We start from the raw sequence: 20,368 nt of genomic DNA, 5'->3' as shown, positions 1-20,368 counted from the left end.
CGATGGGCCGGCACCGGGTTGACAGGGTGTAGCCGGCGCACCCTCGTGCGTCGAATCCGCCCACGCACATCTATCACACCGATTACAGCCATGCGATACCACCTCCTCGGCAACAGCGGGCTGCGTGTTTCGGAAGCATGCCTCGGCACCATGACCTTCGGCGAAGGCATCGACTGGGGTGCAGATCGCCAGACGAGTCATGACATCTACGCTGCCTTCCGGGACGCCGGCGGCACCTTCATCGACACTGCGGACATCTACACAAACGGCGCCTCCGAAACGCTCCTTGGCGAATTCGTCGACGGTCACCGATCGGAGGTCGTCCTCGCGACGAAGTACACAGATGCGCCGCTCGGGGCGAAAGCCCCCGACCCCAATGCCGCCGGGAATAGCCGGAAGCACATGGTGGAGGCCGTCGAGGCGAGCATGACGCGTCTCGGCACGGACTACATCGACCTGCTCTACGTTCATGCGTGGGACTTCCTAACACCGATCGACGAGGTGCTCCGCGGCCTGGATGACCTGGTACGACAAGGGAAAGTCCTGTACATCGGCATCAGCGATACGCCGGCCTGGGTCATCAGCCGGGCGAATGCTATTGCTGACTTGCGCGGGTGGAGCGCCTTCATCGGGATGCAGGTCGAGTACAGCCTGATTGAGCGCACACCCGAGCGAGAGCTCCTCCCGATGGCGCAGGCGATGAACATCACGCCGCTGGCATGGAGTCCGCTCGCGAGTGGAATTCTCACGGGCAAATATAACCGCGGTGACAGCGGGCGCCTCGATTCGGCCCCCTTCAAGGAGGTGTCGGAGCGGAATCTCGGCATCGCGCGGACGGTCGTGGAGGTGGCGGAGGAAGTCGGCCGGCCGGCCGCGGAGGTGGCGCTGGCCTGGGTGCGGCAGCGCGGCGTCCTGCCCCTGATCGGGGCGACGTCGGTGTCGCAGGTGGAGAGCAATCTCGCAAGCCTCAATCTTCATCTCGAAGAGGCGCATCGCTCCGTGTTGAACGAGGCCTCGTCCATCGATCTCGGCTTCCCGCATGCGTTCCTCGAGGGCACCCGGGCGGTAACCTACGGCGGCTACTACGAAGAAATCGACGGTCCCCGCCGCGGCGCACCGCTTCACTGGTAGCGGCGTCCCGGTGGATAGCCGGCCGATACGATGTCGGCCGATCCAACGGCGCACAATCCCCTATGAGAAGGCCACGACCGCGGTCAACGCACGATCGCGATGCGCCGGGTCGACGTAGCCTTCGCGCCGACGGCGCGGACGAAATAGATTCCAGGTGCGAGCTGTCCCGCCTGCACGGTGACGGTAACAGGCTGGGCAGGGGAGACCGGCCCGTCGTGCAGGATCCGTACCTGCCGGCCGAGCATGTCGTACAGGCTCACACGTACGGGCTGCGCGGTCTGCACGCCAAGCGTCATCGTTGCCTGTGTGCGGACAGGGGACGGTGCCGGCGCCGAGATCGTCACGGCCTGATCGGGGACGAGCGTCACCTCCGTCGGGTCGCTGAGGGTTGACGCACCATCGATGTCGACCTGCCGCAGACGAAACGTGTGCGTCCCGGCCGATAGACCCGTCGCCCGGAAGCGATAGGATTGCGGCGAGGCGGTCGTGCCGGCGCCGTCCACGAAGCCGAGCGTCGCGAACGCGCCGGTGCCGGGCGCCCGGTGGAGGATGTCGAAGCCAGCGTTGTCGGTCTCGGTAGCGGTCGTCCACTGCAGCACGGCGACAGCGGGCCCGTCGGTCGTGGCCTCAAACGTGCTGAGTTCGACGGGGAGGGGGACGTCGGTGCGCTTGGCGACAACGACCCAGTCCTGGTTGCTGTCGCTCGGTGGCGCGCCGAGGCTCGTATTGGATCCGCCCGAGACGTCGGCCAGGCTGCCCGTCTGGAAGTCACCGCCAGATCGCGGGTCGTACCAGAGGAGGTCGAACGAGCCGGCGGGCAGGTCGAGCGTGGCGTCGGTGCCGCCGTCCTTCAGGTAGACGGCGAAGCGGTCCTGCCCGTCGGAGAAGACGTATCCGGACTCGCCGCCGAGCCGCTCATCGTCGGGTGACATCGAGGGGAACGGAATCTGCCACATGAAGTCCAGCGCAGCCCGGTGGAAGTCCCAGAACCGATCGCGGGAGCGCCAGTCGTCGGCATCCAGGTCGTCGTCGGGGTAGCCGTACCCGAAGTACCACTCGAGCCCGTCGCCCCCGGCGAAGAAGACCGCCCACATCACCTCGCGCGCCGCGTCATGGTTGTCGTCGCTATCGGGACGAAGCCCGGCGTTCGCATTCCCCGGCTCATCGACCGAGACGTTCCAAATGCGTCCGGCGTTCTCCGATTCCTCCAGCCATCGCGTGACGGCGTCGTGGGCCTCGCCGTCGTTCATGCCACCGAGCTGGATGGACGGCCCGGTGAACCCGTCCTCCCCGAGAAGGTCGGTGTAGACGTTGTCGCGCTGGTTGGGATACGTGTGGACGACGATCGGATGGTCATAGGCGTCGAGCGACCGAATGTAGTCGATGTACCCGAGGAGGCGAGACTGGTCGCCGTCGTTTTTCTCGTTGTAAACATCGTACTCCTCGCCCAGATTCCAGTTGAGCGCGTGGTGATGCGCGAAGCGGGCGATGAGCTCGCGATAGTAGAGCTTCCGCTCGACGCCAAGGTCGCCGCCGTCTAGATACTGGTCGTTCTCGGTTTCCTGCGTCTTGATGTGCTTGAAGAGGCCGAGCACGTCTGCATGGGTCATCACGATTTCCCACTGGTCGAGCTTGGAGACGTCGAAGCGCTCCGTCGCGGAGGGGCTCGTCCACGGCCAGACATCGTCACCGTCGCCATTGACGTTCATGGTGAGGAATGAGAAAGCGTTCATCCCCTCGTCGCGAGCAAGATAGTTCAGGGCGCCGATGAGCCCCTTCCCGCGGCCGCTACTCCAGGTCGGATCGCCCGAGGACCAGTCGCCGAGGTGCGGCCCGTAGTCGCGGCCGTCGGGGGTGCCGTCGAAGTCGGAGTAGGCCAGCAGGTTCTCCGGACTATCCGCACCGCCCTTCAGGAAGTAACTGCCGTCGTCGAACTGCAGGTACCGATCGCCGACATATGTTAGCATGCCTTTACCACGATGGTCGCGCCCGGATTTGTCGGTCGGGCCGACGGTAAAGGCACCGGTTTGCCCGTCGGGCCCGGTCGGTGTTCCGCCGGTTGAGATCGCGATGTTCGACCCCGGTCCGCCTTCGACGAAGGAGACCTCGTACGTCCAGTTCCCAGTCTGACGCGGCGTGAAGTGGGCGCGCCACGCGGCACCCGACGTTGCGCCGGTGTTCGCCGCGTCGCCGTCCGCGGCAAAGTAGCCGGGCACCGTGACGACCGTCCCCGAGCCCGCGTGGCTAAACTCGACCGTTAGCCGGTAGTCGAGGAACGGGTTCGGCGTCGCTCCCTCGCTCGTGCACGGGCCCTCGAGCGTGAGCGTCAGGGGATGCCAGAGGTTGCTGTCGCCGCTGAGCCCGGTCGAGGCCACATTGCACGCCGCGGTTGCATCACGTGGGGACTCCGGAAGGCTCGGGTCGCGCGGGTCGCCCCCGAAGGCATCATTGGCCAGGACCATCCGGTCGATCGCGTGAAAGTCCGACCGGGCCGACACGCGGAGGGTGTAGGTGCCCGGGCTGTCGAACTGCGCGTAGATCTCGTGGGCGTCGTTGTCGCTCGTCCGTGTCGACCAACTCCATGCACCCTGGCTCCCGCCGCTGCGATACACCTTGAACCAGCCGTCGGACCCGGAGCCGTTAGGCGTGCCGCCGGAGCAGTCATTCTCGGCCGGATCGTAGCCCTTCGGGCAGAGGATGCTGCCGTTTCGCTCAGCATAAAAGGCGTCGGCGTCGATCTTGAGCCAGGTGTCGTTGTGTTCGGTGGGGGTGGAGCCGGCCCCGAAAGCGTTCCGCCACTCAAATTTATACGTTCCGGTCGTGGTGATCTCGATCGGGTACGTGATCAGGCCGCTTCCCGGGGTGTTGAGGTTAGATGACCCTTCCCAGATGAGGTAGCTGTCGCCCGTGTAGCCGCTGAAGTCCGTCCGCTCTTCCCAGTTGCCACCGGGCGCCTCCGACTCCATCTCGATCACGACGAGTCCGCCTTCTTCCTGAAACGCACCGGTGTCGGTTCCTCCACCTCCAGATCCGTCGCCGTTCGTTTCGACGGAGAACGTGATGGTGAGGGGCGTGCCGGCCGCGCCGCCCGCGTCGGGTTGCGGGTACGGGGTCGCTATGAGCGTGTAGGTGCCGGTCTGTGCGAGCTCCGGTACCCCGTCATAGTCGCCGCTGGTGTCGCCGTTCAGCGCGTACGGCGGGTTGTTTTCCGTCTGATAGTTTGACGTCCCGTTGAAGTCGAACCGGACGCTCCCCGTGGTCGCAGGCGATGTCTCCGCTCGTATGCTGAGGGAGGTTGCCGAGAGCTGGGCGAGGTCGATGACGTCTCCTTCCGACAGCGTTCGGATGTCGGTGTCCGCGCCGGCGTCAACAAGCACGAAGCTCGTGACCGACTGGGCCTGCGCGACCGAAGCGGTCGAGAAAAGGAGAACGAGGATGAGGACCCGAAATAGGGCGGACGGAGGGCGCGTAGCAGTGGTGCGCATGGACGTTTGGACGTGTGGTGGCGACCGCGAGGACCCATACATGGTACAAGACCTGTGCCTCGCTCTGTGTCTTTTTTTGGTTCAAATCGTTCATGAACCCGCTCGTGCGTGTCTCGTTAGCCATACAGTGAAACATCCGCTGAGACACCCACCCTCTTCCTCCTCATTTCTTTTCAGCATGGCATCCCGGTACCGTCGCAGCCTGTTCCTCTTCCGTCGGGATCTGCGGGTGCATGACAACCGCTCCTTGAAGTCGGCATGTGCGGCTTCCCGAAGCATCATCCCCGCATTCATCTTCGATCCCTGTCAGGCGAGTGCGGACGAGAATGAGTACTTCTCGCCAAATGCGTTCGAGGTGCTTACATCGGCCCTGACTGATCTTGCGAGCGACCTTGAGCAGCGGGGCGGCCGGCTCTACGTGTTTGGTGGCCACGCGTCCGACGTGCTCGACGCGTTGCTACAGGGCGGAACGGTGGACGCTGTGTACGTGAGCCGCGACTACACGCCGTTCGGTCAGCAACGGGATCATGCGCTGGCGGAGACCGCGGAGCGTCACGGAGTCGACTTTCACGCAGAGCCGAACGTGCTCCTAACCGAGCCGGAAGAGGTCGTTTCTCAGAGCGGAGACCCGTTTTTCGTCTACAGCCACTTTCGAAAGGCTGCGCGGCAGGTCGAGATTCCGGCTCCCGTCTCCGTTGATGCCCCGCACTGGGAGACCCGCGATGGTTCCGTCGAAACCGTGGCGCTCGAGGCCTATCGGCCCGACCCCAATGCCGACCTGAAAGTGAGCGGTCGCCGGGAGGATGCCCTGCAGGTGCTTGATCGGATGGACGAGTACCGCTACTACTCGAAGAAGCGGCATCGGATGGATGCCTACGGCCAGGCAACCCGGTGCTCGGCGGCGCTGAAGTTCGGGACGGTCTCACCGCGCGAGGTGTATCACGCCATCCGGCGTGAATGGGGACCGCGACACAAGCTCAACAGTCAGCTTCTCTGGCGCGATTTCTACACGCACTTCGCCTACCACTTCCCCTCCGTTTTTGGTCAGGCCATCCGACCGAAGGACCGGTTCATCGACTGGCGCGACGCTCCGGAGGACTGGCAGCGGTGGTGCGAGGGGAAAACGGGCTTCCCGATTGTTGATGCGGGGATGCGTGAACTCGTTACCACCGGGTACATGCACAATCGGGCGCGAATGACCGTGGCGTCCTTTCTTACGAAGCATCTTCGGATCGACTGGCGCCACGGGGAGCGGTTTTTCGCGCGTCACCTGCTGGACTACGACCCCAGCGTCAACAATGGTAACTGGCAGTGGTCCGCGTCCGTCGGGCTCGATTCCATCCCGATGCGCATGTTCAACCCGTACACTCAGGTGGAGAAGTATGACAAGGGAGCGGAATACGTCCGCCACTGGGTGCCTGAACTCCGCGACGTGTCGGCCGACCTGCTGACGAGCGGGGATGCGACCGACTTTTCGGCGCAGGCCTCCGACTACCCGGCGCCCATCGTTGATCACGGGACTGCCTATCAGCGGGCGAAGGAGACCTATGCGACGGCGAGGGAGGCGGCAAAGGCTAACGGCTACGGACGATATGACGTGACCGAGGGATAGGCGTCGGCGTCCAGCAGGGTAACAGGCAGAGAGGGGATGCCCGTGCTTTCGTCGAACTCTCGTGCTGGAGCGGCGGTTGACGAAAGACTCGGTCTGCGCAGCCTGTTAGACGATGTCCACGACCGCCGCGGACCGGTGCCACTTCGCATAATAGAGAATCATCCCATTCCCGATTTATGTCCCGCCCGACCGTCGAATCGACCGCAGCCACCCGTACTCCCTCCTATCTCGTGAAGGAGGTGTCGGATACGATTGTCGCGTTCTTCGACGCCATGAACCGGCAAGACCTCGATCAGATGGAGCGTATCACGGCCCACGATCCGGACGCGGTCCATATCGGAACAGACACGGACGAAATCTGGCGTGGATGGAGTCACCTTCACGCCGATACCATCGAGCAGTTCGAGAGTCTCGACGTCTACGAGGCGACGATACGCGATCTTGCCGTCCACGTCAGCCCCGCCGGCGATGTCGCCTGGTACTCCCACCTGCTGGATGCGGAGATTCGGTCGAGTCACGGCGCCCAGTCCTGGTTCGGTGCGCGATTCACGGGTGTGTTGAAAAAGGACGAGGGGCAGTGGCTGTTGGCGCAGACGCACGTGTCGCTTCCCGAATCCCACGTCGCCAGCGGCCCATGAGCGGCATCAAAACGCATTGTGAGTTGCGATCGACACGTTCAGGAGCGACCTTGCCCCGCAACGCGCCCCTTTTCCTTGAATGGACGAACTGATGAACGAACGGACTCACGGTGTCGGATCCCAACCGCACGGACTTGCCCGTCTGGTAATGATCGCCCTTGCAGTGGTCGTCGCGACCGGCTGCATGAACCTGGAGAGTACGCTTACGCTTCGCCCGGACGGATCGGGAGAGATTCGCGAGAGGGTGGTGCTCAGCGCCCAGATGGCTGCGATGATGGAGTCGATGCAGGAGCAGGACACCTCCGGCACGGCCGACCTGTCGCTGTTTTCGGAGGAGTCGGTTCGCAACTCCGGCGCGTATTCCGGTGCCGAGCTGGCGTCCGTCACCATGATCGACAACATGAGCGGGAAGGGGTATGAAAGCGTCTACACGTTTTCCGATATTCGCAACGTCACGTTTACGCCCAATCCCGGGGACGTCATGCCGGACAACGTTGAGCAGCCGGACATGGAGGACGGGCCCGGAGGCGGGGATCTGTCAGGCATGCTGGAGGACCTCAATCTTGAGTTCACGGCTGGATCGCCTGCCACGCTTACGATTCGCATGCCGCATGATAAGGAGCAGGGCGACGATGCCGAAATGAATGCCGACGTGGACCTGGCAACGGACACCTCCGCGATGGACCCCCAGGAAATGCGGATGGTCCAGATGATGCTCCGCGACGCCCGCTTCCGGGTGGCCATTCAGATCGACGGCGACATTGTGGAGACCAACGCGTCGCACGTGGCAGGCGGCGAGGTGACGCTGTTCGACCTCAACTTCGAAGAGATGGTGCGAGATACATCCGCGCTCAAGTCCTTTATGATTTTGGGCGATCAAGAAAACGCGGATCCGGAGGCGATTTCCGGGCTTCCCGGTGTAACAGTTGAGACGAAGGAAGAGATCTCGATCTCCTTTCAGTAGGGCGCGACTTCGACCGCGTACCAGCAGGAGCGTCGTGCAGGCAGGCCTCCGGGGAAACGCGGAGCCTGCCTGCGTCGTACGCCGCCATCCCCTGTCGGCACGGACGTGACTCCGTGGCGCATCGCATTCCCCCTCTGCACCCCTGTCTCAACGCCCAACATGCCCACCTCTGTTCAGTCGTGGAGTCCGTCGTCCTGGCGGTCCCACGACGCCCGGCAGCAACCCACGTACGAAAACAAAGACGAACTTCAGGACGTTCTCGGTCACCTTCAGACGCTTCCTCCGCTGATTACGTCGTGGGAGGTCGAGAATCTGAAAGCGGAGCTGGCCCGTGCAGCCCAGGGCGAGCGCTTCGTGTTGCAGGGCGGCGACTGTGCCGAGTCGTTCGCAGACTGCACGGCCGACGTCATCACGAGCCGGCTCAAGATCATGCTGCAGACGAGCCTGATTCTGACGTACGGCCTCAACAAGCGGGTCGTCCGCGTCGGGCGGTTCGCCGGTCAGTACGCCAAGCCGAGGTCGTCGGACACGGAAACCCGCGATGGCACGACGCTCCCGAGCTACCGAGGAGACATCATCAACGACCCGGCCTTTACCGAAGAGGCGCGCGTGCCGGATCCGAGACGACTGAAGCGTGCCTACATGAAGTCCGGCCTCACGCTGAACCTGGTCCGCTCGCTCGTGGAAGGCGGATTTGCCGACCTGCGTCATCCGGAGTACTGGGATCTGGACTTCATGCAACACTCGCCCCTCGCCGACGAGTATCACGCGATCGTTGAGTCGATCGAGGACACCCTCGGCTTTCTCGATGTGGTTGCCGGTCGCCGGGCCGACTCGATGGATCGGGTGACGTTCTACACCAGCCACGAGGCCTTGCTGCTGCCGTATGAGGAGGCGCTGACGCGGACGGTTCCGCATAACCAGGGTGCCTATAACCTGGGTACACACTTTCCGTGGATCGGCAAGCGAACCAATCAGCTGGACGGTGCGCACGTCGAATACATGCGAGGTCTCGCAAATCCGATCGGCCTAAAGGTGGGGCCGAATATGTCGCGTGAGAAGCTGACGTCGCTGGTGGCGCATCTGGACCCAGAGAAAGAGCCCGGTCGCCTGGCGCTCATCACCCGGTTTGGCGCCGACCAGATCGGGGATCGTCTCCCACCCCTTCTCGAGGCCGTGCAGGCGACGGGCCATCCGGTCCTGTGGATCTGCGATCCGATGCACGGCAACACGGAGAAAACGAACGGCGGGATCAAGACGCGCCGGTTCGCCAACATCCTCAGAGAGCTGGAGCAAGCGTTCGACATTCACACGTCCGAGGGGTCGATTCTCGGCGGTGTTCACTTCGAACTGACCGGCGAAAATGTCACGGAATGTATCGGCGGTGCGCGCGGCCTGCAGGAGACGGACCTGGAACGGGCCTACAAATCCCACGTCGACCCGCGACTGAACTACGAGCAGACGCTGGAGATGGCCTTCAGCGTGGTCCGAAAAGCCCGAAACGGCGGACTAAAGCGCGAGCGGACGCGGGGGATGGGTGAAGGGGGGAGAGGGTGAAAGGGGGAAAGGGTGAACAGGCGGGCGTGCGGATGTAGGGTCGTGCGTTGGATCGTTTGTGCTTTGTCATACTCGCGCCTGTAGAGCCCTCGCGCCTGTAGAGCCGCACACGTGCAAACGCACTCACATTCACCCCCTGCCCCCCCTCACGACCCCGGCCGGTCGTTAAATCGTGACGTGGAATGACTCGTCTGCCTGCAGCGAGCGGGTGACCTCCACGTAGAGCTGGATGCAATGCTCCACATCCTCGGTGTCGATGATCTCGACGGTCGAATGCATGTAGCGCAGCGGAACGGACAGGAGGACGCTCGGAACGCCCTGCCGGGTCTTGAAGATGGAGTCAGTGTCGGTGCCGGTGCGGCGAGAGCTCGGCTCGTGCTGGAGCGGAATATCATTCGCGTCGGCGACCTCGACGACGCGGTCCACGAGGTCCGGATGGTTCGACGTGCCATGGGTGACCGTCGGCCCCTTCCCGATCTTGATATCGCTGTGCTGCGTGGCGTCGATGCCGGGGGAGTCGGTCGAGTGGGTTACGTCAAAGACAATCGCCGCGTCGGGGTTAAGGCGGTGCGTGATCATCTGGGCACCGTGCCCGCCGATTTCTTCCTGGACCGAGTTGGCAGCGTGGACGGTCCAGGCCGGCCGGTCGCCCGCGAGCCGTTCGAGCGCCTGTGCAATGATGAAGCCGCCCAGACGGTTGTCGATCGCTCGGCAAGTAATCCGCGTATCCGTCAGGTCGGCCGGCGCGACGTCCATCACCATCGGATGCCCGACCCGTAGGCCCCGGTCCCTGACCTCGTCCCCGCTCGACGCCCCGATGTCAACGAAGAGCTCATGGACCTCCGGGATCGCGGTGTCTTCCTTGTCGCGGAGATGAATGGCCGTGTTGCCCACCACCCCGAGTACGGCACCGTCGTTGCCCAGGATGCGCACCCGCTGACCGCGCGCGATGGCACGATCGGAGCCGCCGATTCGATTCACGTAGATGAATCCTTCGTCGGTGATGTGGCTGATCATATAGCCGATCTCGTCGACGTGGGCGTCGAACATGACCGACGGGGCATCGCCAGCGCTTCCGGAGACCGATGCCCAGGCCGTTCCATACGCATCGCTGTTCACCTCATCGGCGAAGCCGCGCACGTAGTCGGCCCAGACTCGTTGTCCGGCGGCTTCAAATCCCGTGGGGCTCGGGGTGTCGAGAAGGTCGAAGAGAAACGTTTTCGCGTCGTTCGTCATGCGCACCAGCGGTCAATCGAAAGAATGGGGACAGGTGATTCGTAGATACTGTGTATGCTGACACGCGGCGCGTTGATTCTCCATCAACGAGGGATTCTCGCAAGACCACCCTCTGCAATGTGGACCACCTACGGAGCGGTCGTAACCAATCCGTGAGCGGTCCCTTTGCGGATGGGGATCCATTTGGTTACTGTTCGAAGTTTGTTATATTGATCCGCGTCACGTTGCGCGGTCAACCAGGGCGGTCCACCGCGCGCCGATGTCGTCCGTACCTCCAGTATTTTAACACACGCCCGCTTCTATGCCGAAGACGACGGATCGCAATTACCAGATGCTCATTGTCGAGGATGACCCCGACATCCTCATGGGTCTGGAAGAGTATTTTGAGCTCGAAGGATACGATGTCGATACCGCAGAAGATGGCGTCGACGCTCTGACGAAGATGGAGGAGATGGAGGCGTGCGACGTGGTCCTCCTGGACGTCATGCTCCCGAAGAAGGACGGGTTCGAGGTGTTGCGCGAATCGCAGGAAATGGGCTTCAGCGCCCCGGTTCTGATGATCACCGCTCGTGGCGAGCAGGAGTCCAAGCTGAAAGGCTTCGGTCTCGGCGCGGACGATTACATCACCAAGCCGTTCAACGTCGAAGAGCTGGCGGCACGCGTCAAAGCGATCCTTCAGCGCACGATGCCTCCATCGGAGGCCCCGATGGACGTGTACGAGATTGGCGATGTGGAGGTCAACTTTACAACGCACGAGGCCTATCGCGGGGACGAAGAAATCAATTTCACCGCGCTGGAGTTCGACATTCTCCGCTACCTGATCCAGCATGAAGGGCGGACGGTCACGCGTAAGCAGCTTCTTCGCGATGTCTGGGGCATCGACGAAAACATCATCACCCGAACGATCGACCGGCACATGGCGTCGGTCCGGAAGAAGATCGAACCCGACCCGTCGGCCCCGACCTACATCGAAACCGTCTACGGAATCGGATATCGCTTTGAGGACAAGAGCTGACCGCGTCGCGTCGGTGACCTGACGCTGGCAGGTCGTACCGCGCACGCAGATGGCGTGCATACAGAACGGGCGAGCAGTCCATGAAAGGGACGCTCGCCCGTTTTCTGTATGTGTTCGTTACCGCTACGACGATCCTGGCTTACGCCGTCGCGGCGGGGCTGGTGTTGGAGCGACGGGCACCGACCAGCTTGTAGCCGATTCCGTATACGCTCTGGATCGCCCATGACTTTTCATCCGTCCCGTCCATCACGTCGCGCAGAGCGTTTACGTGACGGTCGATGGTGCGGGTTTCGACCTCCGCGGGCAGGTCCCACACGTCACGCAGGATCTGTTCTCGTGTCGCGGTGCGACCGCGACGACGGAGCAGGTACTCCAGGAGGGCGTGCTCGAGATCCGTCAGATTGACCGGCGAACCGTCGCGCTTCACGGTGTGCTCATCAAGGTCGATCTCAAGCCCGCCAACGTAGAAGATGCCACCTTCATCGTGCGCCTGTGCCTCGCGGCGGAGCAACGCTTCGATCCGTGCGAGCAGTTCCTCCGTAGCGAACGGTTTCGTCAGGTAGTCGTCCGCGCCCAGGTGGAAGCCCCGCATCTTGTGTTCGTGATCGCCCAGCCCGGTCAGCATTAGCACCGGCGTCTGCACGCCCTCCGTGCGAGCCTGGCGCAGGACCTGGAAGCCGCTACGATCTGGCAGTTTGGCATCCAGCACGATGAGGTCGTACCCGGGAAGGCGAGTAGCCTCCTCGCGGCCGGTCTCACCGTCTTCGGCGAGCGTTACCCGGTAGTCCTCGGACTCGAGGAAGAGCATCAGGGAGGTGCTGAGTTCGCTGTCGTCTTCAACAACGAGAATGCGGGGGGCGTTCTTTTCTTGATTCATGTTCATGATTCAGGCTCACGTCTCAAGGACAGAGATGAGGCAGCGGGATGAAAACGGCAGTGTCGTGGCGGGCGGTGTTGCGGGGCGAGTGACGTGGGGCGCTTGATCCCGCACCGTGGACGGCCGAACGTAGACTCGTATAATGCTACCTGCAGCGGAGGAATACTGTAAAGGTCTCGAAAACGAAAACGTGTGTCGGAGATGACACCTGCTGGTCACTGGCCTAAACAAATCTCCGTGCAGGTCGGATTCCCCGATCCGTTACGCATCGAATATGTCGAGGTGAAAATGATCCGACGGCGGGTCCCCTCCGGCGATGATCGGTTCCGATCGAAGCGATCCCATTGTTCTGATCGGCGGACGCTCTGGCGGTCCGCCACGCCGTCGTCGTTACAGAGCCGCGAAAAACGTCAAGACCGCCCCGCCTCATCCCCGGAAGGATGAAGGACAAGGCGGCTCGATGCAGGTGAGAATATCGCCTCCCTGGTATAGCATGCTGCTGAACGGGTCAGCCGTGCACGACGGCGAGAGGTTTCAGACGGGCTACCTTGCCGGCGAGTCCGGCACCCGACACCGTGTCGACGACGGCATCGATGTTTTCCTTCAGCTGGACGCCGCCGGATGTGGAGGCTTCGCTGGAGCGAACGCGAACGCCACGGTTTTCAAGCTGGTCATCCAGGATCGGGTCACCGTGGTAGCTCGCTTCATGACGGCTCATCGTTCGGCCGGCACCGTGGCATGCACTTCCGAAGCTCTTCGACATGGCGTCACGCGTGGCCAGCATAACCCAGGACGTTTCGCCCATGCTGCCAGGCACGATCACCGGTTGCCCGAGCGCGCGGTAGGGAAGGGAGATGCCGGGCGTCCCCGGTCCGAACGCGCGAGCTGCCCCTTTGCGATGCACGTAGCACCGCATGTGCTTGCCCTCGACCTCATGCATTTCGACCTGGCCGAGGTTGTGCGCGACGTCGTAAACGGTTTTCAGGCTGTCGCCCCGCCCTTCGAGGACGTCGTCAAACGCCTCACGAACGCGGTGCGCGAGCACCTGTCGGTTGGCGTACGCGTAGTTGGCCGCCGCACGCATGGCCCCCATGTAATCCTCCGCTTCGGATGCATCGAGCGGGACGTAAGCGAGGTTGGGGTTCGGCGGACGAGCATCGTACTTGTCAGCCACATCCTGGAACCGCTCGATGTAGTCGGCGCAGACCTGCCGCCCGTAGCCACGCGAGCCGCAGTGGATCTGGGCCGTGAGGCGTCCTTCCTTCAGGCCCATCGTGATGGCCGCAGCACGGTTGAAGACTTCATCGACGTAACTGATCTCGATGAAGTGCTCTCCGCCGCCCAACGTGCCGAGCTGCTGGGCACCGAGGGCGCGGGCGGTTTCGCTTACCTTAGACGGGTTCGCTTCATTCAGGCGACCACCCTCTTCGGCCCGCACCAGATCATCCTGATGGGCCATGTCCTTCCGGAGCGCCCACTGAGCGCCCGACTGGGCGACGTGGTCGATTTCGCTCTTGCTGAGTTGCAGCGGACCCTCGGCATCTACGCCGCACGGAATGTGCCCGTGCAGTGCGTCAGCGAGGTCATCCAGCATGTCGTCGGCGTCTTCACGCTTGATGCTGGAGCCGAGCAGCCGGACCCCCGTGTTGATGTCGTGCCCAATCGCGCCCGGTGCAATCGCCCCGGCGGGGTACTTCGACGCTGCCACGATTCCCACCGGTGCGCCCTGTCCGGAGTACACATCCGGCATGACAACGAGGTGGCCGACCAGGCCCGGGAGGTGGGCGGTCTGGACGGCCTGCTCAATCGCCTCGCCGGTGATGATGTCGTCGACCAGCTCTTCGTTGGCGAGGATCCGGATTGGAACGCGCATGCCCTCACGAAAAGACTCGGGGATTTCCCACGTGTAGTCGTCGATCCGCGTCAAGTCTTTCCGATCCATGGAGGTACGTTCTGGTGTGCGACACGGGGACGGGAACGACGAATCGTCCGGTGGACGCGTCCCGTGGCATCGCTACACTCGGCTTTCAATGTGTATTTGCGAGACAGGAATTTAATCCCTGTGGGAAATTCAGTGTTCCTACGCATCCGTCCTTCACGATACGCATACGTACCGTCTGTGTTGTCTTCACATCGGATCGGACGACCCGTTATGAGCGGCCTCAGTTCGATTTCACCCCCGGATTATCCGTCCCTGTTGCCGATGCTCTCCCTTCCGGACCGTTTTTCCGACGCCACCTTCGATTCGTATCGAACCCCGGCGGCGAGTCAGGAAGAGGCGCTACGATCCGTGCGGCAGTTTGTGGAAAATGCACGAACGGTCCCGACGCTCGGCGAGCGGATGCGCCATCTCTTCTCCCGATCGAGTCAGCAAACGAAGGGTCTCTACCTCGTCGGTCCGGTGGGAACCGGCAAGACGCATCTCCTCGCGTCGGCGTACCACACGCTGAACCCGGAGGTGCCGTGCGGTTTTTTGCACTCCAATGCGCTTTTTCGGCTAAACGAGCACCCGGGACGGTTTGCCGAACGCGTGGCGGACCGGTGCGACGTCCTCTGCCTGGATGAAATTGAAATCGACGACGCCGCCAACGAAGCCCGTCTCGTCCTCGTCCTCCAGACGCTCGAGCAGCGAGGGGTGCGGCTGCTTGCAACCAGCAACGTGGAGCCGGAGCAGTTTCTGTCGAACAAGGTCGGCCCAGGCCGTTTTCGCCGGTTTCTCCGGGAGACCTTTCGCGAGCAGTACGAGGTGCTATTCGTGGGCGGGGAGGACTACCGCCGGGGTCGTGACCGATCTCGTCCAGGGCGAGGATGGGTCGGCCCGCAACGCGTCGTAGGAGCGGAAATCCGGAGCGCCTATGAGGAGGATGCCCGTCCGCGCCGGTGGCTCCCCTTCCCCGAGTTACGAGACGCCACCACGACGACGCCGCATCCCGCACTGATGCGATCGCTCAAAGAGCCGCAGTCGCTCTACGTGCCAGACATCACGATTCGTGACACCGACGACGCCCTTCGGCTGCTCCGCGTGGTCGACGACCTGTATCTCGCGCCGGACGCGCCGGCATTCTACTTCTCTTCGGCCGTCCCGCCCGAGGCCTGGTTCAATGCCGCCGCCCATGCGGGTATTGCGAAGGCAATCGCTGAAAAGTTTGAGCGCACGGTGTCTCGCCTCCATGACATGTGTGAAGTCAGCGAACACCCCGCGGCGAGTTGATCGATCGCCGCCGACCCGTGGCCGCCGACCTGTGGCCGCCCGGCTACTCGTCTTCGATGCGCTCAATGCCCTGAACGTCGACGGGCGTTCCCCACATCCGGGTCGTCATCACGCCTTCTTTGGGCTGAAGACTGAATCGGACGCGGAGTCCGTCCGTCTGAAAATCCTCGTCGAGGCTGCCGGTCGGGTCGTATTTCGCCCCGTCATCCGACTGGATGGCAAAAAATCCTCCTTCGATGTCTACAAATGAAATCGTTCCTGTACCCGTCACGATTTGATCGCTCTGTTGTACGGAGTCTAACGAGTCGGCTGCGGTCTCCGGCGCATGATCGCTCGCGGAGCACCCGGCGAGTCCGGCGGCGAGTGTGAGACCGAGGATGAGGGTCAGGATGGGTCGCATGGGCAGGGAAGGCAGTCAGAAAGACAAGCGAGGTAGAAAGCAGGTCAGCCCAGGATGCCGACCTCCGATTCCAGCACGTCGACCTGAGGGACGCGCTCCGTCGCCTTCGGATCGGAGCCGACCTCGTGGATCCAGCCACCACCGAGAACGTCGTCGCCTTCGTAGAGCACGACGGATTGCCCGGCTGTGATGGCACGTCGCGGTTCGGCAAACGCCACTTTCAGCGTGTCCTCGTCCGGCTGCCAGGCGAGGCACCCGGCTCCGTCATCATTGTATCGAATGGTGCCCCAGGCGGGCTGCTCCTCGTCGAGCGACGGCTTCTTGATCATGTTGATCTCGCGCGCCGTCAGCGTCTGCTGCATCAGGTCTTCCTTCGGCCCGACCGTGATCGTGTTGGTGTCTGGATCAATGTGCGTGACGTACACCCGATGACCGAGCGCGAGGTCGAGGCCGCGTCGCTGGCCGATCGTGTAGAACGGGTATCCTTCATGCTGGCCGACCACGGTCCCGTCTTTCAGCACGAAATCGCCGCCGCTGACGTCCTCCTCCAGTCCATCAACGCGATCCTTTAGAAACCGGCCGTAGTCGTTGTCGGGGATGAAGCAGATCTCGTAGGAGTCCGGTTTGTCGGCGACGCGGTCGAGACCGAAGTCGGACGCCATCTGACGAATTTCCGGCTTCGTGTACTCTCCCAGCGGGAAGATCGAGCGGGCCAGGTGCTCCTGAGGCAGACCCCAGAGGGCATAGCTCTGGTCCTTGTTTCGGTCCTTGCCGCGGCACAGCAGGTAGCGACCCGTTTCTTCATCCTGACGGACACGGGCGTAATGCCCGGTCGCGATGTAGTCGCAATCAAGGTCGTCCGCGCGACGCAGCAGAGCCGCCCACTTGATATGCGTGTTGCAGAGAACGCATGGGTTCGGGGTCCGACCGGCGAGATAGTCATTCGTAAACCGGTTGATTACCCAGTCGCCAAACTCTTCGCGGATGTCCACGATGAAGTGTGTGAATCCATGCTTCAGCGCGATCGCCCGGGCGTCATTCATCGACTCCAGCGTGCAGCAGCCGACCTCCTTGTCGCTCCGACCGCCGCTGGTCGAGTAGTCCCACGTTTTCATCGTAATCCCGACCACATCATACCCCTGCTCGGCGAGGAGAACCGCCGTCACCGACGAATCTACCCCTCCGCTCATGGCGACCAATACGCGCCCCTTGCTGCTCATGACTCCCTGGTAATCGTTCGCAAATACGTGCTTACTGTCCATCGAATAGAGAAAAACGACGATGCGTAAGCAGACGTTCCGTCGTCCGGCCCCCGTGTACGCCCTTCGGCCCCTGTGCGTGATCAAGGACTCAATTCGTCGGGCGAGCGAGCGACGATACGGCGGGAATCGTCTTTCTCCAATATTCGCTTGTACTGTGCCCGAGCGAGGTAGATGTTGTAACCTGTTAGTTCTCCGGCGCCGACCCCCGTTGCTCCATGTCCAACTCCTCTTCGACGCGTACATCTCGTACGACCGTGAAAACGCCGCTCGCCCCGGCCGCCATCGGTCCGTATAGCCAGGGTGTACTGGTCGACAATACGCTTTACGTGTCCGGCCAAATCGCCATTGATCCGGAGACGGGGAGCATGATTTCCGGATCGGTGGAGGAGGAAACGGAGCGCGTGCTCGAAAACGTCGGCGCTGTCCTTCAGGCCGCGAGCATGAACTACGAAAACGTCGTTCGCTGTGAGGTCTTCTTGACCGACGTAAACGACTACGCGCAGGTCAACGAAGTGTACACGCGGTACTTCAACGAAACCCCGCCGGCCCGTCAGGCCGTGCAGGTCGCCGCCCTGCCGCGAAATGCGCGTGTGGAGGTTAGCTGCATTGCGGTACGGTAACGAGTTGTGAATTGTCGATAGCGGATTGTCCATTGGACGTTAGGTCCATTAAGGACGCCGAAACCGGTCTCGGTTGATCCCATCCTCAATCCTAAATTCTCAATCCTCAATTCTCAACCCGCCGGCTCTCGGAACGCAGACTGTGTATCCTGTGTGTACCTGATCGTCCGGAGGCCGCCGGTCGCGGCATGTCCGACATAAACCCGGGACTCGATCAGGCTGCCGTCCAAGGCCCATGAGCGACGATTTTCTGCACGAACCGGTTCGCTACCTGAAGGGCGTGGGCGAGCGTCGGGCGGAGGTGTGGGATGATCAGTTCGGCGTCCGAACGGTCCGCGATCTGCTGCACTTCTATCCGCGACGGTACCTTGATCGGTCGACCGTCACTCCGATCGGCCGGCTCCGCGAGAGCAGCGACCCCGTCACGGTCGTGGGCACCGTCCGAGCCAAAGATGTCGTGCCTGGCAAACGGTCCAAGCGCTTCGAGGTCATCCTCGAGGGCGAGCGCGGTTCGAAGATGAAATGCACCTGGTTCCAGGGCATCTGGTTCATCCCAAAGGTCTTCGAGGTGGGGGAGCGGGTGGCCTTCCACGGCAAGGTGCAGAAGTACGGCCGCTGGTTCTCGATGACGCACCCGGAGTACGACAAGCTGGACGGCGAGGGGGCTCTCCTGGATACCGGGCGTATCGTGGCGCTATATCCAGGTAGCGAGGCGATGGACAAGGTCGGGCTGAATAGCCGGAGCATTCGAAAGATCGCCTACAACCTGTTCAAGGAGCACGGCCTGAAGCTGCAGGAACCGTTGCCCGACTGGATGACGGGCCAGTTCGACCTGATGGAGGGGCGCGTCGCGCTCCGGGCCATTCATTTCCCGAAGTCTCAATCGGAACTGTCCCGCGCCCGGCACCGACTCAAGTTCGAAGAGCTCTTCTACATCCAGCTGATGCTGGCAGACATGCGCCGGTCGCGTACAGAGATCGCCGGTCCTGCCTTCGATGCGCCGGGCGACTACACCCGTGACTTCGTGCGCAATGTATTGCCGTTTGAACTGACCGGGGCGCAGAAACGAGCTCTGAACGATGTCATCGCAGACACCCGCACGGGCACGCAGATGAACCGCCTCGTCCAGGGGGACGTCGGCAGCGGCAAGACGGTCGTGGCCGTGGCGGCGATGATGCATGCGCTGGACAGCGGCTACCAGAGTGCATTCATGGCGCCGACGGAGATCCTCGCGGAGCAGCACTACACGAACCTTCGGAAGTATCTGAACCCGCTCGGCATCGAACCGCGCCTGCTGATCGGCAGCCAGACGAAGAGTGAACGGGAGGAGGCGCTGCGGGCGGTCCGGTCGGGGGATGCACCGATCGCTGTCGGGACGCACGCCCTCATTCAGGACGAAGTGCACTTCGACCGGCTCGGTCTGGCGATCGTTGACGAGCAGCACCGCTTCGGCGTCGCACAGCGTGCGACGATCTTCGACAAGGGCGACCGTCCGCACATGCTACTGATGACGGCGACACCGATCCCGCGCTCCCTCGCCATGACGCTCTACGGCGACCTGGACGTTTCGATCATGGACGAGATGCCGGCAGGACGGAAGCCGGTCCGGACGGTCCTTCGGTCCGAGAAGCGCCGGGGTGAGGTCTACGCGTTCGTCAAGGACCAGCTTGAGCAGGGACGGCAGGCGTACGTCGTCTATCCGCTCGTCGAGGAGAGCGAGAAGGTTGATTTGAAAGACGCCGTGTCGGGCTATGAGAAGTTGCAGGATCAGTTTTCGGAGCACCAGGTCGGCCTCGTGCACGGCCAGATGAAGTCGGACGAGAAGGACGCCACGATGCGCCGGTTTAAGAAAGGCGAGATCGACCTACTGGTGTCGACCACGGTGATCGAGGTGGGGGTCGATGTCGCGAATGCGACCCTGATGATCATCGAGCACGCGGAGCGGTTCGGGTTGAGCCAGCTCCACCAGCTGCGGGGACGCGTCGGCCGGAGCGACATCCAGAGCTACTGTATCCTAATGGCCGGCTACAAGCGGTCGGCGGAGGCGAAGGAGCGGCTGCAGGCCATGGTCGATACGAACGACGGCTTCGAAATCAGCGAGCGCGACCTTCAGATCCGAGGCGCGGGCGACTTCTTCGGGACGCGGCAAAGCGGCCTCCCCGACCTGAAGATCGCCGATATTACAGAAGACGAGGACCTGATCGCCGAAGCCCGCGAAGCCGCCCAGGACCTCGTGAACCGCGACCCGGCGCTCGACGCCCCGGAGCACGACCGTATCCGCAGCCGATACGACGCCGAGTACCGCCCCCGGCAGGACTCGTTCGCACGGGTAGGGTAGGGCGAAAGGTGAAGGGCGAAAG

Annotated in this window: 15 protein-coding genes; 9 read left to right on the top strand and 6 right to left on the bottom strand. The window is 62.7% G+C overall.

Annotation, left to right across the window (positions count from 1 at the left end; genetic code table 11):
* Positions 1 to 90: 90 nt before the first annotated feature.
* Entirely contained in the window at positions 91 to 1,131 is a 1,041-nt protein-coding gene (locus ACFCU0_RS14775; RefSeq protein ID WP_434974450.1) for an aldo/keto reductase, read from the top strand.
* A gap of 83 nt (positions 1,132 to 1,214) precedes the next feature.
* Here the strand turns inward: ACFCU0_RS14775 and ACFCU0_RS14770 are convergent, their stop codons facing one another.
* Positions 1,215 to 4,616 (bottom strand): DUF5060 domain-containing protein, encoded by a 3,402-nt coding sequence (locus tag ACFCU0_RS14770; RefSeq protein ID WP_434974449.1) that lies wholly within the window; start codon positions 4,614 to 4,616, stop codon positions 1,215 to 1,217.
* Between the two features lie 178 nt (positions 4,617 to 4,794).
* Between ACFCU0_RS14770 and ACFCU0_RS14765 the strand changes: the two genes are divergently transcribed.
* The 4 genes from ACFCU0_RS14765 (at position 4,795) to ACFCU0_RS14750 (ending at position 9,387) form a co-directional block, all read left to right on the top strand.
* A complete protein-coding gene (locus ACFCU0_RS14765; protein WP_434974448.1) occupies positions 4,795 to 6,228 on the top strand; it encodes a cryptochrome/photolyase family protein in 1,434 nt (477 codons plus the stop codon).
* Between the two features lie 176 nt (positions 6,229 to 6,404).
* Entirely contained in the window at positions 6,405 to 6,866 is a 462-nt protein-coding gene (locus ACFCU0_RS14760) for a nuclear transport factor 2 family protein (RefSeq protein WP_434974447.1), read from the top strand.
* Positions 6,867 to 7,014: 148 nt separating this feature from the next.
* A complete protein-coding gene (locus ACFCU0_RS14755; RefSeq protein ID WP_434974446.1) occupies positions 7,015 to 7,830 on the top strand; it encodes a hypothetical protein in 816 nt (271 codons plus the stop codon).
* A gap of 159 nt (positions 7,831 to 7,989) precedes the next feature.
* A complete protein-coding gene (locus ACFCU0_RS14750) occupies positions 7,990 to 9,387 on the top strand; it encodes a class II 3-deoxy-7-phosphoheptulonate synthase (RefSeq protein WP_434974445.1) in 1,398 nt (465 codons plus the stop codon).
* Positions 9,388 to 9,552: 165 nt separating this feature from the next.
* Here ACFCU0_RS14750 and ACFCU0_RS14745 read toward each other — a convergent pair whose 3' ends face one another.
* Positions 9,553 to 10,623, bottom strand: coding sequence for a M42 family metallopeptidase (locus tag ACFCU0_RS14745; RefSeq protein ID WP_434974444.1), 1,071 nt, complete (start codon positions 10,621 to 10,623; stop codon positions 9,553 to 9,555).
* Positions 10,624 to 10,924: 301 nt separating this feature from the next.
* Between ACFCU0_RS14745 and ACFCU0_RS14740 the strand changes: the two genes are divergently transcribed.
* On the top strand, positions 10,925 to 11,638 hold the full coding sequence (locus ACFCU0_RS14740; RefSeq protein ID WP_434974443.1) for a response regulator transcription factor: 714 nt from the start codon (positions 10,925 to 10,927) through the stop codon (positions 11,636 to 11,638).
* A 139-nt stretch (positions 11,639 to 11,777) separates the two neighbouring features.
* Here the strand turns inward: ACFCU0_RS14740 and ACFCU0_RS14735 are convergent, their stop codons facing one another.
* Both ACFCU0_RS14735 and ACFCU0_RS14730 read right to left on the bottom strand, forming a co-directional pair.
* The gene (locus ACFCU0_RS14735) at positions 11,778 to 12,515 is read right to left on the bottom strand and encodes a response regulator transcription factor (RefSeq protein WP_434974442.1); all 738 of its coding nucleotides are present in this window, start codon (positions 12,513 to 12,515) and stop codon (positions 11,778 to 11,780) included.
* Positions 12,516 to 13,023: 508 nt separating this feature from the next.
* On the bottom strand, positions 13,024 to 14,457 hold the full coding sequence (locus tag ACFCU0_RS14730; RefSeq protein WP_434974441.1) for an RtcB family protein: 1,434 nt from the start codon (positions 14,455 to 14,457) through the stop codon (positions 13,024 to 13,026).
* A 261-nt stretch (positions 14,458 to 14,718) separates the two neighbouring features.
* Between ACFCU0_RS14730 and zapE the strand changes: the two genes are divergently transcribed.
* Positions 14,719 to 15,726 carry an AFG1/ZapE family ATPase gene (zapE, locus tag ACFCU0_RS14725; RefSeq protein WP_434974440.1) on the top strand — a complete coding sequence of 336 codons (1,008 nt, stop codon included), beginning with the start codon at positions 14,719 to 14,721 and terminating at the stop codon, positions 15,724 to 15,726.
* Between the two features lie 43 nt (positions 15,727 to 15,769).
* On the opposite strand, the gene ACFCU0_RS14720 is transcribed toward zapE, so the two are convergent.
* Positions 15,770 to 16,126: a hypothetical protein gene (locus ACFCU0_RS14720; protein WP_434974439.1), complete on the bottom strand. Its 357-nt coding sequence runs from the start codon at positions 16,124 to 16,126 to the stop codon at positions 15,770 to 15,772.
* 44 nt (positions 16,127 to 16,170) lie between these two features.
* Positions 16,171 to 17,346, bottom strand: a complete 1,176-nt coding sequence (mnmA, locus tag ACFCU0_RS14715) for a tRNA 2-thiouridine(34) synthase MnmA (RefSeq protein WP_434974438.1) — start codon at positions 17,344 to 17,346, stop codon at positions 16,171 to 16,173.
* A 257-nt stretch (positions 17,347 to 17,603) separates the two neighbouring features.
* Here mnmA and ACFCU0_RS14710 point away from each other — a divergent pair, with 257 nt between their 5' ends.
* Entirely contained in the window at positions 17,604 to 18,008 is a 405-nt protein-coding gene (locus tag ACFCU0_RS14710; RefSeq protein ID WP_434974437.1) for a RidA family protein, read from the top strand.
* 235 nt (positions 18,009 to 18,243) lie between these two features.
* Positions 18,244 to 20,346 carry an ATP-dependent DNA helicase RecG gene (gene recG / locus ACFCU0_RS14705; RefSeq protein WP_434974436.1) on the top strand — a complete coding sequence of 701 codons (2,103 nt, stop codon included), beginning with the start codon at positions 18,244 to 18,246 and terminating at the stop codon, positions 20,344 to 20,346.
* Positions 20,347 to 20,368: the final 22 nt, after the last annotated feature.

This window comes from Longibacter sp. (assembly GCF_051155795.1).
Taxonomy (GTDB): domain Bacteria; phylum Bacteroidota; class Rhodothermia; order Rhodothermales; family Salinibacteraceae; genus Longibacter.
The sequence above is the reverse complement of the archived record's forward strand: the minus strand, read 5'-3'. Positions and strand labels throughout refer to the sequence as shown.